Below are 14,590 nucleotides of genomic sequence, written 5' to 3' on the forward strand. Positions count from 1 at the left end.
AATGAGCGTGACTTTGAAAGACCTTATGGCCCGCTATCCAGGTGCGCAAACCTTCAAATTCGGCGACAACCCGGTGCTGAGTGCAGAGCTTCTGGCTTTGGTCCGTTCTGGCCGTAAAACAGCGACCTGCGATGCGCTCGGCAACTATCCGGACGGCAGCCCTGAAATGCCGAAGCCCGGTCGACGCGATATTGCGCTGAACTGGGATGACACACCGGCTTTGGTCATTGAAACCGTCGGTGTCTCGATCCAGCGCTATTGTGATGTGACCGAGGAATTCGCTTTGGCTGAAGGTGAGAATGAAACGCTTGAAGGATGGCGGGAAGATCATCGCCGTTATTTCCAACGAAACGGCGGCTTTGATCCTGAGATGAAACTCGTGTGCGAACGGTTCCGTCTCGTCGAAGATCTGGCAGTGGAAGGGTGAAAGACATGTTCAACAAAATCCTGATTGCCAACCGGGGCGAGATCGCCTGCCGCGTCATGGAAACGGCCCAGTCCATGGGCGTGTCCTGCGTTGCTGTCTATTCCGATGCGGACGCGGCGGCCAAACACGTTCAGATGGCGGACGAGGCGGTTCATATTGGCGGCCCCGCCCCGGCGGACAGCTATCTGAAGGGCGACGTCATCATTCAGGCCGCGCTGGATACCGGTGCACAGGCGATCCATCCGGGGTATGGCTTTCTGTCCGAGAACCCCGGTTTCGTGGATGCCGTGCAGGCGGCGGGGCTGACGTTCATCGGCCCTTCGGCGGATGCGATCCGCAAGATGGGCCTCAAGGACGCGGCGAAGGTTCTGATGGAGAAGGCCGGCGTTCCGGTCGTACCCGGCTATCACGGCGACAATCAGGACCCCGAGCATCTGGCCGGTGCGGCGGATGCGATCGGCTATCCGGTTCTGATCAAGGCCGTTGCGGGCGGCGGCGGCAAGGGGATGCGCCTTGTTGAACGCCCTGAGGATTTCGCGACCGCGCTTGACAGCGCGCGGGGCGAGGCCCGGACCGCCTTCGGCAATGATGCCGTACTGGTCGAAAAATTCGTGACCAAACCCCGCCATATCGAAGTGCAGGTGTTCGGCGATGGTACTCATGCCGTGCATCTGTTCGAACGCGACTGCTCGTTGCAGCGCCGCCATCAGAAGGTGATCGAAGAAGCCCCCGCCCCGGGCATGACGTCTGAGATGCGCGAGGCCATGGGTCAGGCCGGCGTGCGCGCCGCCGAGGCGATCGGCTATAAGGGCGCGGGCACGGTCGAGTTCATCGTCGATGCTTCTGACGGGCTGCGCCCCGACAGGTTCTGGTTCATGGAAATGAACACGCGCCTTCAGGTGGAGCACCCGGTGACAGAGGCCATCACGGGGATCGATCTGGTCGAGTGGCAGCTTCGCGTGGCCGCAGGCGAGAGCCTTCCCAAGAAGCAGGATGATCTTGCGATCTCGGGCCATGCGTTTGAGGCCCGGCTTTACGCCGAGGACGTTCCGAAGGGGTTCCTGCCCGCGACGGGAACGCTGACTCATCTGGTTTTCCCAGCCAATTGTCGCGCCGATAGCGGCGTTCGCGCCGGGGACACGATCAGCCCGTGGTACGACCCCATGATCGCCAAGGTGGTGGTGCATGGTTCGACACGTGCCGTTGCACTTGAGACGTTGAACCGGGTGCTGCAACAGACTGAAGTTGCGGGTACCGTTACCAATCTGGCTTTTCTCGGCGCGTTGACGCGTCACAAAGGATTTGCCTCGGGCGATGTCGATACGGGTCTGATCGGGCGGGACCTTGAAACGTTGGTACAGGAAGCCGAGCCGTCGGATGTTACCGCGGTTGCGGCGGCGATGACGGCACTGGACCTGGTGGATGTCGATCCGGAAACCGGGTTTTCGCTGTGGGCGCCGCTGCATCGCGCCGTGCAATTGTCCCGTCGTGACGACGTGCTGGATCTGGACGTGCAGGTCGACGGGCCGGATCGCCAGATTTGGCAGATTGGCGAAAACCGCGTCGTTGCGGAACGCACCGCCGGGCGCTGGAAGCTGAACGGCGCGCCGATGCCTCGCGTTGCCGCACATAACGGGACCCTGACGGTTTTCACCGATTACGGTCAGAGCTTCGACGTCATCGACCCGCTGGACCGGGATGCCAGCGCGACCGGTGACACCAACGTGATCGAGGCGCCTATGCCCGGTCTGGTCAAGGCCGTCTTTGCCACAGCGGGACAAACCGTGCAGAAAGGCGATCGTCTGGCCATTTTGGAAGCGATGAAGATGGAGCATTCGCTGCTTGCGGCGCGGGACGGGATCGTTGCCGAAGTGCTGGTCGAGGATGGTTCGCAGGTCGAAGCCGGGGCTGCCCTGGTGAGGTTGGAGGAAGAAGCTTGACCTGTACCCGCGCAACGCGGCGTGCCAAGGTCAGACGATCTTTGCTTGAAACGACAACAATCCAGAAGAGGGGCGGACATGGGTGAGCTGGTCGAAATCTACGAGGTCGGGCCGCGCGACGGGCTGCAAAACGAAAAGCGCGAAATACCGGTCGCGGACAAGATCGCCCTGATCGACTGTCTCAGCCGGGCTGGGTTTCGCCGGATCGAAGTTGCAAGCTTCGTGTCCCCGAAATGGGTGCCGCAGATGGCGGGATCGGCTCAGGTGCTGGGCGGAATCACCCGAGTGGATGGGGTGCGCTATGCCGCGCTGACGCCGAACATGCATGGCTATGGTGACGCGCTGGCGGCCAAGGCGGACGAGATTGCCGTGTTTGCCTCGGCCTCCGAAGGATTCTCGAAAGCCAATATCAATGCCTCCATCGCCGAGTCGATCGAGCGGTTCACGCCGATTCTGGAGGCGGCGCGCCATATCGATCTGCCGGTTCGTGGCTATGTCTCATGCGTGACGGATTGCCCATACGACGGTCCGACGCCGCCGGAAAAAGTGGCTGAGGTTGCTGATCGGCTTTTCGCGCTGGGCTGTTATGAGGTTTCGCTGGGCGACACGATTGGGCAGGGAACTCCGGACAAGGTCGCACATATGCTTCTGGCGGTGCGCGAAAGGGTTCCGGTGACGCGGCTGGCGGGGCATTTCCATGACACCAACGGGCGCGCGATCGACAACATCGATGCGGCATTGGCGCTGGGCGTGCGGGTGTTCGATGCCGCCGTGGGCGGGTTGGGCGGTTGCCCCTACGCACCGGGTGCGGCCGGAAACGTGGCCACCGAGGATGTTGCGGCACATTTGCAGCGGCTGGGATACGAAACCGGGCTGGATATCGACGTCATTGAAGAGGCCGCGCAGATGGCCAGGGCTTTGAGGGGCTGACATGTTTGAAACGATCACGATCTCGACGGATAAGCGTGGTGTCGCGACGCTCACCCTGAACCGGCCGGAAAAACACAATGCCATGTCGGGGCAGATGATCACGGAATTGACCGAGGCCGCATCGCAACTTGGTCAGGATGACGCGGTCCGGGCGGTCGTTCTGGCCGCGGCGGGCAAGACGTTCTGTGCCGGCGGCGATCTGGGGTGGATGCAGGACCAGATGGCAGCCGACAAAAAGACGCGTTTTGTCGAGGCGCGCAAGCTGGCCGAGATGTTGCAGGCTCTGAACACGATGCCGAAGCCCCTGATCGGGGCGTTGCAGGGTAATGCCTTTGGGGGCGGGGTGGGCATGGCGGCCGTGTGCGATGTCGCGATCGGGGTCGACAGTCTGAAGATGGGGCTGACCGAAACGCGCCTGGGGCTGATCCCCGCAACAATTGGCCCCTATGTCATCGCCCGCATGGGCGAAGCCCGCGCGCGCCGGGTGTTCATGTCAGCCCGTTTGTTCGATGCGTCCGAGGCCGTTGATCTGGGCCTGCTGGCGAAAACCGTTTCGGCAGATCGGCTTTTGGACGCGGTTGAGGACGAAATTCGCCCCTATTTGTCTTGCGCGCCCGGGGCGGTTGCCTCTGCCAAGGCGCTGGTACGCGCTCTGGGTCCGTGCATCGACGATGCCGTGATCGATCAGACCATAGGCGAACTGGTCGAACGCTGGGAAACGCAAGAGGCACGCGAAGGGATCGCGGCGTTTTTTGAAAAACGAAAACCTGCATGGAATAAGTAGGTTTTACCAGGGTCCGCCACGCCAATGCCAAACGCCGGTGCTGCGATTCTATGCCGCGCTGTCAAGCGCAGGTTTGATCGCGAAGGGGGCTGTGTTCGGTTGACCCTCTGACCCCGCAGGGATAGAGAATGTCCAGTCAACACGCCAATTGACGGCGCACCCGACAAGATGCGTGCGCAGGAAAGGAGCTATTCGTGGAAGACCTGCTGCGGGAGTACCTCCCGATTCTGGTGTTTCTGGCCGTTGCCGTGGGCCTTGGGATCGTCTTGATCCTGGCCGCCGTCGTACTGGCCGTCCGCAATCCCGACCCCGAAAAGGTCAGCGCATATGAATGTGGTTTCAATGCCTTCGACGATGCGCGGATGAAATTCGACGTCCGATTCTATCTGGTTTCGATTCTGTTCATCATCTTCGATCTTGAAATTGCCTTCCTGTTTCCCTGGGCCGTGGGCTTCAAGGACATCAGCGATGTCGGGTTCTGGTCCATGATGGTGTTCCTGGGCGTTCTGACCATCGGCTTTGCCTATGAATGGAAGAAAGGGGCCTTGGAATGGGAGTGATGACGGGTGCCAACACTGCCGGTGTCGACAAGGAGGTCGCCACCCAGGCCCTGAACGCCGAGTTGCAGGACAAAGGTTTTCTGCTGACCTCGACCGAAGACATCATCAACTGGGCGCGCACTGGCTCGTTGCACTGGATGACTTTTGGCCTGGCCTGCTGCGCGGTCGAAATGATGCACACCTCGATGCCACGTTATGATGCGGAACGGTTCGGCATCGCACCCCGGGCGTCCCCGCGCCAGTCTGATGTGATGATCGTGGCGGGAACACTGACCAACAAGATGGCCCCGGCGTTGCGGAAGGTGTATGACCAGATGCCCGAGCCGCGCTATGTGATCTCGATGGGGTCCTGCGCGAATGGCGGTGGGTATTACCACTATTCCTATTCCGTCGTGCGTGGCTGTGACCGGGTTGTTCCGGTGGACATCTACGTGCCCGGCTGCCCTCCGACTGCTGAGGCATTGCTTTACGGGCTGATGCAGTTGCAACGCAAAATCCGCCGTACCGGCACAATTGTCCGCTGAGGAGAGATCTGATGAGCGAAGAACTCAAGGAACTCGGCACGCAGTTGGAGCTGAAACGGACTGATTGCGTCCTGTCATGGGACGTGACCCACGGCGAACTGAACGTGGACGTGGCTCCGTCGAATCTTGTGGAATTCGTCGAATTCCTGAAATCTGATCGCAGCTGCCAGTTTTCGACGCTGGTGGATATCACCGGCGTGGATTACCCCGAACGCGCCAAACGGTTCGATGTGGTGTATCACTTCCTGTCGATGTACCAGAACCAGCGTATCCGGCTGCGGGTCTCGATCCGTGAAGAAGACATGGTACCGTCGATCGTTGACGTGCACCCCTCGGCCAACTGGTTCGAGCGTGAGGTGTTCGACATGTTCGGCATCCTGTTCTCGGGCCACCCGGACCTGCGGCGCATCCTGACCGACTATGGGTTCCGCGGGTATCCGCTGCGCAAGGATTTCCCGACTACAGGTTATACCGAGGTCCGCTATGACGAGGCGCAGAAACGCGTGGTCTACGAACCCGTCAGCCTGGTGCAGGAATACCGTCAGTTCGATTTCATGTCTCCGTGGGAGGGTGCGAACTACATTCTGCCGGGGGATGAGAAACAGGGGACAGAATAATGGGTGGCATCTGGTGGCTGATCCTGTCTGCGCTGACCATCATTCCGATGGTGAAGATTTTGCCGTTCTTCGGGATCAACAAATACTGGTGCCTGCTGTGTCTGGTTCCCTTTGGCACGATCGCCCTGCTGTGGTGGGTCGGGCTGAAACTGCAAGAGTTGGAGCGCCGCTGAGATGATGGGTGAGTTGATCATTCTGGGCGCGTTGGGGGTCCTGCTGGCGGGGGCCGCAGCCAAAGCGCTTGAGGCGGAAAAGGTCCGGGTTCGGGCCGAAGCGAAAAAGAAACGAGGGCGTTGATGGACGGCTCAAGATACGATGACGGCAGCACGGACGCGCTGAGCGGAGAACAGAAGATCCGCAATTTCAACATTAACTTCGGCCCGCAACACCCTGCGGCGCACGGGGTTCTGCGCCTTGTGCTTGAGTTGGACGGGGAGATCGTCGAGCGGTGCGATCCGCATATCGGCCTGCTGCACCGTGGCACCGAAAAGTTGATGGAAAGCCGGACCTATCTTCAGAACCTGCCGTATTTCGACCGACTGGATTACGTGGCGCCGATGAATCAGGAACATGCCTGGTGTCTTGCCATCGAAAAGCTGACCGGTGTCGAGGTGCCGCGTCGCGGTTCTCTGATCCGGGTTCTGTATTCCGAAATCGGGCGCATCCTGAACCACCTGCTGAACGTGACCACGCAGGCCATGGATGTGGGCGCGCTGACCCCGCCGCTCTGGGGTTTTGAAGAGCGTGAAAAGCTGATGGTGTTCTATGAGCGCGCCTGTGGTGCCCGCCTGCACGCGGCGTACTTCCGTCCCGGTGGCGTTCATCAGGACCTTCCGCCCGAACTGCTGGATGATATCGAGGCATGGAGCCACGAATTCCCCGCCGTTCTGGACGATATTGATGGTCTGCTGACCGAAAACCGCATCTTCAAACAGCGTAACGCCGATATTGGCGTCGTGACCGAGGATGACATCCAGAAATACGGCTTCTCTGGTGTGATGGTGCGCGGTTCGGGCCTTGCATGGGACCTGCGCCGCGCGCAGCCCTATGAGTGCTATGACGAGTTCGAATTTCAGATCCCCGTCGGCAAGAACAGTGACTGCTATGACCGCTATCTCGTCCGCATGGAAGAGATGCGCCAATCGCTGCTGATCATCCGTCAGGCCATCGCCAAAATCCGCGACTGCCCCGGTGATGTTCTGGCAAGGGGCAAGATCACCCCGCCGAAACGCTCGGACATGAAGACCTCGATGGAGAGCCTGATCCATCACTTCAAGCTTTATACCGAAGGCTTCCACGTCCCCGCGGGCGAAGTTTACGCCGCCGTCGAAGCCCCCAAGGGCGAGTTCGGCGTCTATCTGGTTGCCGACGGCACCAACAAGCCCTACCGCGCTAAACTGCGCGCGCCCGGTTTCCTGCACCTGCAAGCCATGGACCACGTCGCCAAGGGCCACCAACTGGCCGACGTCGCCGCCATCATTGGCACCATGGACGTCGTATTTGGAGAGATTGACCGCTAATGCTCCGCCGTCTTCACCCCGAACAACCCGATAGTTTCGCCTTCACCGCTGCCAACCGGCAATGGGCCGAAGCGCAGATCACCAAATACCCCGAAGGGCGTCAGGCCAGCGCGGTCATTCCGCTGCTGTGGCGTGCGCAGGAACAAGAGGGCTGGCTATCCCGCCCAGCAATTGAATCCGTCGCCGACATGCTGGGCATGGCCTATATCCGGGTGCTCGAAGTTGCATCCTTCTACTTCATGTTCCAGCTGCAACCGGTTGGGTCCGTTGCGCATATTCAGGTCTGTGGCACCACGTCCTGCATGATCTGCGGGGCCGAGGACCTGATCGCGGTCTGCCGCGAAAAGATCGCGCCCAAGCCGCACCAACTGTCGGCGGACGGCAAGCTGAGCTGGGAAGAGGTTGAATGCCTGGGTTCCTGCACCAACGCGCCGATGGCACAGATCGGCAAGGATTACTACGAGGATCTGACCGCCGAGAGCTTTGGCAGGATCCTCGATGATCTGGTGGCGGGCAAGGTGCCGACGCCCGGCCCTCAAAACGGACGTTACGCGGCCGAGCCGTTGAAAGGGCTTTCCAGCCTGTCCGAATATGAAGCCGGCAAGCCGAAATACAACGCAAGCGTCGAACTGGCGACCGATCTGGGCGACACGGTCAAGCGCATCGACGGGACCGAAGTTCCGATCCTGACACCGTGGCTTGGCAAGGATGGCAAGCAGGCGGGTGCGTCGGCTGCTGCGAAACCTCCGAAGGCGCCTGAGGCTCCGAAACCGGCTGTGAAACAAGCGGCCGAGGCGAAAGCCAAACCAGTTGCGAAAGACGTTGAAGCCAAACCCGCGGACGTCAAAGAGGATCAGCCCGAGACCCTGACCGCTGCACGCGACGGCAAGGCAGATGACCTGAAGCTGTTGAAAGGCGTCGGTCCCAAGCTGGAGCAGACGCTGAACGAGCTGGGTTTCTATCACTACGACCAGATCGCTGCCTGGACGCCGGAACAGGTTGCCTGGGTCGATGCGCGTTTGAAATTCAAGGGCCGGATCGAGCGCGATGATTGGATCGAGCAGGCGGCCAAGCTTGCGGCGGGTGAGGAAACCGAATTCGCCAAACGTGCCAAATCCGAGGGCACGTACGAAGACTAGACGGATGCCCGTCCGGGGTATCAGGGAAAGATGGACAAGGACAAGGAACAGGCCATAGCCCGCAAGGGCCGACATATCGGGGTGGTCATCGCCGTGACCATGCTGATCTGGCTTGCGATGAACCTGTTCATTGGCCCCGCGCTGGGTTTGACGACCCGGCACGCTCTGCTGTTTGATCTCGCTGCTCTGGCGGGGTTCATCTATGCGGGGATCAACATATTTCAACTCTGGCGCATGCGTCAGGACAGCTGAAGGTAACACGCGATGCTGAAGGATCAGGACCGGATCTTTACCAACATCTACGGGATGCATGAGCGCACGCTGAAAGGTGCGCAGGCCCGCGGGCATTGGGACGGCACTGCTGGCCTGATCGAAAAAGGTCGCGACTGGATCATCCAGACGATGAAAGACTCGGGCCTGCGTGGTCGCGGCGGCGCGGGCTTTCCAACCGGTCTGAAATGGTCGTTCATGCCCAAGGAAAGCGACGGGCGCCCGTCCTATCTGGTGGTCAACGCGGACGAATCCGAACCCGGCACCTGCAAAGACCGCGAGATCATGCGCCATGATCCGCATACGCTGATCGAGGGCTGCCTGATCGCGTCTTTCGCCATGAACGCCCACACCTGCTATATCTACCTGCGTGGTGAGTACATCCGCGAACGCGAGGCGTTGCAGGCCGCGATTGACGAGGCCTATGACGCGGGTCTGCTGGGCAAGAACGCTGCCGGTTCGGGCTGGGATTTCGATATCTTGCTGCACCATGGGGCAGGGGCCTATATCTGTGGTGAGGAAACCGCGCTGATTGAAAGCCTCGAAGGTAAAAAGGGCATGCCGCGGATGAAGCCGCCGTTCCCCGCAGGTGCGGGGTTGTATGGCTGCCCGACGACCGTGAACAACGTCGAATCCATCGCTGTCGTGCCCACGATCCTGCGTCGTGGGGCGGATTGGTTCGCTGGCTTCGGTCGCCAGAACAACGCGGGCACCAAGCTGTTTGCAATTTCAGGCCATGTGAACTCCCCCTGCGTCGTGGAAGAGGCGATGTCGATTTCCTTCGAGGAGCTGATCGAGACCCATTGCGGCGGCATTCGCGGCGGCTGGGACAATCTGCTGGCCGTGATCCCCGGTGGATCCTCGGTTCCGTGTGTGCGCGGTGAGAACATGCGCGATGCGATCATGGATTTCGATTATCTGCGCAACGATCTGGGCTCCGGCCTTGGAACGGCGGCGGTGATCGTGATGGACAAGTCAACCGACATCATCAAGGCGATCTGGCGCCTGTCGAAATTCTACAAACACGAAAGCTGCGGCCAGTGCACGCCCTGCCGCGAAGGCACCGGCTGGATGATGCGGGTCATGGACCGTCTGGTGCGCGGCGAAGCTGAACTGGAAGAGATCGACATGCTGTTTGACGTGACAAAACAGGTCGAGGGTCACACGATCTGCGCGCTTGGCGATGCGGCAGCCTGGCCGATTCAGGGCTTGATCCGCAATTTCCGAGAAGAAATCGAAGACCGCATCAAGGCTCAGAAATCGGGCCGTATGGGTGCGATGGCGGCGGAGTGAACGGGATGGACATGTTTGCAGAATACAGCCACGCGATTTCATCGGTTGTGCTTTTCACACTGGTGGTTCTGTTCCTGGCCCCGTTTGCAGCTTTGGCCAAGCAGGGCAAGGGCCTCGCGCCGGGGGCGACCCCTGAGCAGGATTATTCTGACAAGGCCTATCGTCTGAACCGGGCCTATCTGAACGGAACGGAAACGCTTCCGGCGTTTGTGGCCGTTGTGACCGCGGCGGTTTTGCTGGGCGTCAGCCCGTTCTGGGTCAATCTGCTGGCGTCTGTCGCTTTGGTTGCGCGGTTGGTGATGCTGGTGGTGCACATCAATGGCATAGGTAAGCCAAACAGTGGCTTGCGGTCCGTGCTGTATGTATTGGGCTGGGCCTGCATGTTGGTGATTGGGCTTATGGCATTGGTGGCGGCGTTCTGATGGCGACCCGGCAGACGAGAACACTAAGAGGGATAGTATGACGGCCCCAAAAACCCTTGTAGTCCTGCTGGCACTGGCAAGCGTGTCCGCCTGCGGCATCATCAAGCCGTCGGAAGATCGTCTTCTGTTCGATGGAAAGTCGTTCAAGGCGAAGGCGAAGCCGGTCGACAAGAAAGCATCGCCTACAGACTTTACCGTTGTGGTGAAAGGCGCGTCTGCGTCCTTGGACGGCGCGCGTGAAGCCGGGCGTCATGAAGGGACCAAGTTCTGTGTGCAGAATTTCGGGTCTTCGCGGATTGATTGGAAAGTGGGGCCGGATACCGAACCGCAAAACCTGCGCATCATTGATGATCAATTGACCTTCGCGGGAAAATGCCAACGGCCATGACGCGCGGTTTTGCATATCACGACATGGATCGCGGGCCGCTATTGCCTAGCAAGACCGGACCAGTTCGTTTTGGAACTTCCAAAACGAAAGGAAAACCCATGTCTTTTGCAAAGACACTCACCCTGGCCGCCTTGATCACGTTTCCTGCCGTCGCAGAAGCAAAGCCGCCCTTGAGGGATGTCAAAGAGATCGACGATGAACTCTATTACATCGCCATCGCAAATGAAATTTCGGAATATTGCCCCTCGATCAGCGGGCGGCGATTGAAAGCGATCAGTGTGATGTGGGGGCTGCGCTCCAAAGCGAACAAACTGGGGTATTCGGACAGTGAAATCCGCTCATATGTCGACTCGGATACCGAGAAAGACCGGATGCGCGCCAAGGGCGAGGCGTATCTGGCTTCGAATGGCGTGACCTATGACAACCCCAACACATTCTGCACTCTGGGGCAGAAAGAAATCCAAAGAAACAGCGCCATTGGCGTTTATTTGAGGGCGAATTGAGAGCCATGTCTGACCTCCGCAAGATCAATATCGACGGACAGGAAATCGAAGTCGATGGCGCGATGACCCTGATCCAGGCTTGTGAACAAGCCGGGGTCGAAGTGCCGCGCTTTTGTTATCACGAGCGTCTGTCGATTGCTGGCAATTGCCGGATGTGCCTGGTCGAGGTCGTCGGCGGACCGCCGAAACCCGCGGCGTCGTGCGCGATGCAGGTGCGTGATCTGCGTCCGGGGCCTGAAGGGCAACCCCCGGAGGTCAAGACGAACTCTCCCATGGTTAAAAAGGCCCGCGAAGGCGTGATGGAGTTCCTGCTGATCAACCACCCTCTGGATTGCCCGATCTGCGATCAGGGTGGTGAATGCGACCTTCAGGATCAGGCGATGGCGTATGGCATGTCCGGATCCCGTTTCAAGGAAGCAAAGCGGGCAGTCGATGACCTGGATCTTGGCCCGCTTGTGGGCACGGCGATGACCCGCTGCATCAGCTGCACACGCTGCGTGCGCTTCACCACCGAAGTTGCCGGGATAACTCAGATGGGTCAGACCGGTCGCGGTGAGGATGCCGAGATCACCTCGTATCTCAACCAGACGCTGGATTCGAATTTGCAGGGCAACATCATCGATCTGTGCCCGGTCGGGGCGCTGACTTCCAAGCCCTACGCCTTTACCGCGCGTCCGTGGGAATTGACCAAAACCGAAAGCATCGATGTGATGGATGCGTTGGGATCGAACATACGCGTCGATACCAAAGGCCGTGAAGTCATGCGGTTCCTGCCGCGCAATCATGACGGCGTGAACGAGGAATGGATCAGCGACAAGACCCGTTTCGTCTGGGATGGCCTGCGCCGTCAGCGTTTGGACAGGCCCTATGTCCGTGAAAACGGCAGGCTGCGCCCGGCCTCATGGCCCGAGGCGCTGACCAGGGCCGCAGAGGCGCTGAAAGGCGCCGATAAGCCTGCCGGAATCGTGGGCGATCTGGTGCCGGTCGAGGCAGCGTTTGCGCTGAAACAGATGATCGAAGGGCAGGGCGGTGTCGTCGAATGCCGCACCGATGGTGCCAAGCTGCCTGCGGGCAACCGTGGTGCTTACGCCGGAACCGCCGCGATTGAGGACATCGATACTGCGGAACGGATCCTGCTGATCGGAACCAACCCACGTGACGAAGCGCCTGTCCTTAACGCGCGCATTCGCAAGGCGTGGGCGCATGGGGCCGAAGTCGCTTTGGTCGGTCCTGCGGTGGATCTGACATATGAGTACCACCATGTTGGCGATGATCGAACAGCCCTGCAAAAGGTCATCGACATGGGCGGCGACGATGAGATCAGGAACAAACGTTCGTTGGTCATCATCGGGCAGGGCGCTTTGCAGGAAGCGGACGGCGCCGCCGTGCTGGCTGCTGCGCAAGCCATCGCGGCCAATACAGAAAGCGGTCTGATCGTTTTGCACACCGCGGCATCGCGCGTAGGTGCGATGGATGTGGACGCCACGAACGAAGGCGGAATGGACGCGATCAGCGCAGCGGATGTGATCTATAACCTAGGCGCGGACGAGGTCGAGATCGGCGAAGGCGCCTTTGTGATCTATCAGGGCAGCCATGGTGATCGTGGCGCGCACCGCGCGGATGTGATCCTACCAGGCGCGGCCTATACCGAAGAAAACGGCCTGTTCGTAAATACCGAAGGCCGACCGCAACTGGCGATGCGGGCCGGGTTTGCTCCGGGTGAGGCGAAAGAAAACTGGGCTATCCTGCGCGCCTTGTCCGCCGAATTGAACGCAACGCTACCGTATGACACGCTGGCACAGTTGCGCACGGCGTTGATCGAGGCGGTTCCGCATCTGGCCCGCATCGACGAAGTGATCGAGAACGACGTGAAAGCTCTCGATGCCGGTACTTTGGGCAACGCAACTTTCCGCTATGCGATCAAGGACTTCTACCTGACCAACCCGATCGCACGGGCTTCACAGCTTATGGCCGAGTTGTCGGCACTGGCACAGGCCCGTAAATCCGAGAAGATCGCGGCGGAATGACCCAGACGTTTTTCATATCGCAGATCGGCGCATCCGGTGCCGGGCGGCAGTTGGCCGCGCCTTGTTTGCGTGTGAAACCGAATATTAAGGGTGGCGCAATGGCGGCAGATGCTGTTTACACCAACGCGCCGACCCAGCCGCAGTTTGCGCAGGCTTCTGGCCTTTGCATCGCGCGCGGAAAACGGAATACCCACGGTGTGAGGACCAATGGCTGAATTCTTTAACACCCCAGGCGGAATAGCCATCATCATTCTGGCGCAAGTGCTTGCCGTTGTTGCCTTTGTGATGATTTCACTGTTGTTCCTTGTTTACGGAGACCGCAAGATCTGGGCCGCTGTCCAGATGCGCCGCGGCCCCAACGTGGTGGGCGTCTACGGCCTGCTGCAATCGGTGGCGGATGCCCTGAAATATGTGGTGAAAGAGGTCGTCATCCCCGCGGGCGCCGACCGGACGGTCTTTATCCTCGCGCCGCTGACATCCTTCGTTCTGGCGATGATCGCCTGGGCGGTGATCCCGTTCAACGATGGCTGGGTTCTGTCGGATATCAACGTTGCGATCCTCTATGTATTCGCGGTGTCCTCTCTTGAGGTTTATGGCGTGATCATGGGCGGTTGGGCGTCGAACTCAAAGTACCCGTTCCTGGGCTCGCTGCGCTCGGCTGCGCAGATGATCTCCTACGAGGTTTCGATCGGCCTGATCATCATCGGCGTGATCATCTCGACCGGGTCGATGAATTTCGGTGACATCGTGCGCGCTCAGGATGGGTCGTTCGGGTTCTTCAGCTGGTATTGGCTGCCGCATTTCCCGATGGTGTTCCTGTTCTTCATCTCGGCCCTGGCCGAAACCAACCGACCCCCGTTTGACCTGCCCGAGGCGGAATCGGAACTGGTCGCCGGTTACCAGGTCGAATACTCGGCCACGCCTTTCCTGCTGTTCATGGCAGGCGAATACATCGCCATCTTCCTAATGTGCGCGCTGACTTCACTGCTGTTCTTCGGCGGCTGGCTGTCGCCGATTCCAGGCCTGCCCGATGGCGTGCTTTGGATGGTTGCCAAGATGGCGTTCTTCTTCTTCATCTTCGCAATGGTCAAGGCGATCACGCCCCGCTACCGCTATGACCAGCTGATGCGGCTGGGCTGGAAGGTCTTCCTGCCGTTCTCGCTGGCTTGGGTGGTTTTCGTGGCCTTTGCGGCGAAATTCGACTGGTTCTGGGGCGCGTTTGCGCGTTGGAGCGTAGGAGGCTGAT

The 14,590-nt window shown here is 59.9% G+C and carries 18 protein-coding genes; all 18 read left to right on the forward strand.

What is annotated here, in order from left to right:
• The first annotated feature begins 1 nt into the window (after position 1).
• Positions 2–427 carry an ASCH domain-containing protein gene (locus ACR0DJ_RS03995; protein ID WP_170343774.1) on the forward strand — a complete coding sequence of 142 codons (426 nt, stop codon included), beginning with the start codon at positions 2–4 and terminating at the stop codon, positions 425–427.
• Positions 428–432: 5 nt separating this feature from the next.
• Positions 433–2,367 carry an acetyl/propionyl/methylcrotonyl-CoA carboxylase subunit alpha gene (locus ACR0DJ_RS04000; protein ID WP_480683955.1) on the forward strand — a complete coding sequence of 645 codons (1,935 nt, stop codon included), beginning with the start codon at positions 433–435 and terminating at the stop codon, positions 2,365–2,367.
• A 78-nt stretch (positions 2,368–2,445) separates the two neighbouring features.
• Complete coding sequence (locus ACR0DJ_RS04005; protein WP_170343776.1) at positions 2,446–3,297, forward strand: hydroxymethylglutaryl-CoA lyase; 852 nt, start codon at positions 2,446–2,448, stop codon at positions 3,295–3,297.
• Position 3,298: 1 nt separating this feature from the next.
• Positions 3,299–4,081 (forward strand): crotonase/enoyl-CoA hydratase family protein, encoded by a 783-nt coding sequence (locus ACR0DJ_RS04010; RefSeq protein ID WP_480683957.1) that lies wholly within the window; start codon positions 3,299–3,301, stop codon positions 4,079–4,081.
• Positions 4,082–4,275: 194 nt separating this feature from the next.
• Entirely contained in the window at positions 4,276–4,641 is a 366-nt protein-coding gene (locus ACR0DJ_RS04015; RefSeq protein ID WP_050602775.1) for an NADH-quinone oxidoreductase subunit A, read from the forward strand.
• Positions 4,632–5,165, forward strand: a complete 534-nt coding sequence (locus ACR0DJ_RS04020; protein WP_010442777.1) for a NuoB/complex I 20 kDa subunit family protein — start codon at positions 4,632–4,634, stop codon at positions 5,163–5,165. Before ACR0DJ_RS04015 ends, ACR0DJ_RS04020 begins: the two co-directional genes overlap by 10 nt.
• Before the next feature lie 11 nt (positions 5,166–5,176).
• Complete coding sequence (locus tag ACR0DJ_RS04025; RefSeq protein ID WP_170343779.1) at positions 5,177–5,782, forward strand: NADH-quinone oxidoreductase subunit C; 606 nt, start codon at positions 5,177–5,179, stop codon at positions 5,780–5,782.
• Entirely contained in the window at positions 5,782–5,955 is a 174-nt protein-coding gene (locus ACR0DJ_RS04030; protein WP_010442775.1) for a hypothetical protein, read from the forward strand. The genes ACR0DJ_RS04025 and ACR0DJ_RS04030 overlap by 1 nt, the downstream gene beginning before the upstream one ends.
• Before the next feature lies 1 nt (position 5,956).
• Positions 5,957–6,079, forward strand: a complete 123-nt coding sequence (locus tag ACR0DJ_RS04035) for a hypothetical protein (RefSeq protein WP_480683959.1) — start codon at positions 5,957–5,959, stop codon at positions 6,077–6,079.
• Positions 6,079–7,302 carry an NADH-quinone oxidoreductase subunit D gene (locus tag ACR0DJ_RS04040; RefSeq protein ID WP_480683960.1) on the forward strand — a complete coding sequence of 408 codons (1,224 nt, stop codon included), beginning with the start codon at positions 6,079–6,081 and terminating at the stop codon, positions 7,300–7,302. The genes ACR0DJ_RS04035 and ACR0DJ_RS04040 overlap by 1 nt, the downstream gene beginning before the upstream one ends.
• Positions 7,302–8,441 (forward strand): NADH-quinone oxidoreductase subunit E, encoded by a 1,140-nt coding sequence (locus ACR0DJ_RS04045; protein WP_480683962.1) that lies wholly within the window; start codon positions 7,302–7,304, stop codon positions 8,439–8,441. Before ACR0DJ_RS04040 ends, ACR0DJ_RS04045 begins: the two co-directional genes overlap by 1 nt.
• Before the next feature lie 30 nt (positions 8,442–8,471).
• Positions 8,472–8,693: a DUF5337 domain-containing protein gene (locus tag ACR0DJ_RS04050; protein ID WP_171092174.1), complete on the forward strand. Its 222-nt coding sequence runs from the start codon at positions 8,472–8,474 to the stop codon at positions 8,691–8,693.
• A 12-nt stretch (positions 8,694–8,705) separates the two neighbouring features.
• Positions 8,706–10,004, forward strand: a complete 1,299-nt coding sequence (nuoF, locus tag ACR0DJ_RS04055) for an NADH-quinone oxidoreductase subunit NuoF (protein ID WP_480683963.1) — start codon at positions 8,706–8,708, stop codon at positions 10,002–10,004.
• Positions 10,005–10,009: 5 nt separating this feature from the next.
• Complete coding sequence (locus ACR0DJ_RS04060) at positions 10,010–10,426, forward strand: MAPEG family protein (protein WP_480683965.1); 417 nt, start codon at positions 10,010–10,012, stop codon at positions 10,424–10,426.
• Between the two features lie 37 nt (positions 10,427–10,463).
• Positions 10,464–10,814 (forward strand): hypothetical protein, encoded by a 351-nt coding sequence (locus ACR0DJ_RS04065; protein WP_170343785.1) that lies wholly within the window; start codon positions 10,464–10,466, stop codon positions 10,812–10,814.
• Between the two features lie 98 nt (positions 10,815–10,912).
• Entirely contained in the window at positions 10,913–11,317 is a 405-nt protein-coding gene (locus tag ACR0DJ_RS04070; protein ID WP_170343786.1) for a DUF5333 domain-containing protein, read from the forward strand.
• A gap of 5 nt (positions 11,318–11,322) precedes the next feature.
• Positions 11,323–13,344 carry an NADH-quinone oxidoreductase subunit NuoG gene (nuoG, locus tag ACR0DJ_RS04075; protein ID WP_480683966.1) on the forward strand — a complete coding sequence of 674 codons (2,022 nt, stop codon included), beginning with the start codon at positions 11,323–11,325 and terminating at the stop codon, positions 13,342–13,344.
• A 207-nt stretch (positions 13,345–13,551) separates the two neighbouring features.
• Entirely contained in the window at positions 13,552–14,589 is a 1,038-nt protein-coding gene (nuoH, locus tag ACR0DJ_RS04080) for an NADH-quinone oxidoreductase subunit NuoH (protein WP_152458581.1), read from the forward strand.
• Position 14,590 lies beyond the last annotated feature (1 nt).

Source organism: Ruegeria sp. BF10 (assembly GCF_056538725.1).

Excerpts from the sequence above, each read along its gene's own strand:
- nuoF (WP_480683963.1), top strand. The coding sequence starts at position 8,706 with ATGCTGAAGGATCAGGACCGGATCTTTACCAACATCTACGGGATGCAT.
- ACR0DJ_RS04020 (WP_010442777.1), top strand. The coding sequence starts at position 4,632 with ATGGGAGTGATGACGGGTGCCAACACTGCCGGTGTCGACAAGGAGGTC.
- ACR0DJ_RS04030 (WP_010442775.1), top strand. The coding sequence starts at position 5,782 with ATGGGTGGCATCTGGTGGCTGATCCTGTCTGCGCTGACCATCATTCCG.
- ACR0DJ_RS04000 (WP_480683955.1), top strand. The coding sequence starts at position 433 with ATGTTCAACAAAATCCTGATTGCCAACCGGGGCGAGATCGCCTGCCGC.
- ACR0DJ_RS04040 (WP_480683960.1), top strand. The coding sequence starts at position 6,079 with ATGGACGGCTCAAGATACGATGACGGCAGCACGGACGCGCTGAGCGGA.
- ACR0DJ_RS04070 (WP_170343786.1), top strand. The coding sequence starts at position 10,913 with ATGTCTTTTGCAAAGACACTCACCCTGGCCGCCTTGATCACGTTTCCT.
- ACR0DJ_RS04065 (WP_170343785.1), top strand. The coding sequence starts at position 10,464 with ATGACGGCCCCAAAAACCCTTGTAGTCCTGCTGGCACTGGCAAGCGTG.
- nuoH (WP_152458581.1), top strand. The coding sequence starts at position 13,552 with ATGGCTGAATTCTTTAACACCCCAGGCGGAATAGCCATCATCATTCTG.
- ACR0DJ_RS04045 (WP_480683962.1), top strand. The coding sequence starts at position 7,302 with ATGCTCCGCCGTCTTCACCCCGAACAACCCGATAGTTTCGCCTTCACC.
- ACR0DJ_RS04050 (WP_171092174.1), top strand. The coding sequence starts at position 8,472 with ATGGACAAGGACAAGGAACAGGCCATAGCCCGCAAGGGCCGACATATC.
- ACR0DJ_RS04060 (WP_480683965.1), top strand. The coding sequence starts at position 10,010 with ATGGACATGTTTGCAGAATACAGCCACGCGATTTCATCGGTTGTGCTT.
- ACR0DJ_RS04035 (WP_480683959.1), top strand. The coding sequence starts at position 5,957 with ATGATGGGTGAGTTGATCATTCTGGGCGCGTTGGGGGTCCTGCTGGCG.
- ACR0DJ_RS03995 (WP_170343774.1), top strand. The coding sequence starts at position 2 with ATGAGCGTGACTTTGAAAGACCTTATGGCCCGCTATCCAGGTGCGCAA.
- ACR0DJ_RS04010 (WP_480683957.1), top strand. The coding sequence starts at position 3,299 with ATGTTTGAAACGATCACGATCTCGACGGATAAGCGTGGTGTCGCGACG.
- nuoG (WP_480683966.1), top strand. The coding sequence starts at position 11,323 with ATGTCTGACCTCCGCAAGATCAATATCGACGGACAGGAAATCGAAGTC.
- ACR0DJ_RS04025 (WP_170343779.1), top strand. The coding sequence starts at position 5,177 with ATGAGCGAAGAACTCAAGGAACTCGGCACGCAGTTGGAGCTGAAACGG.
- ACR0DJ_RS04005 (WP_170343776.1), top strand. The coding sequence starts at position 2,446 with ATGGGTGAGCTGGTCGAAATCTACGAGGTCGGGCCGCGCGACGGGCTG.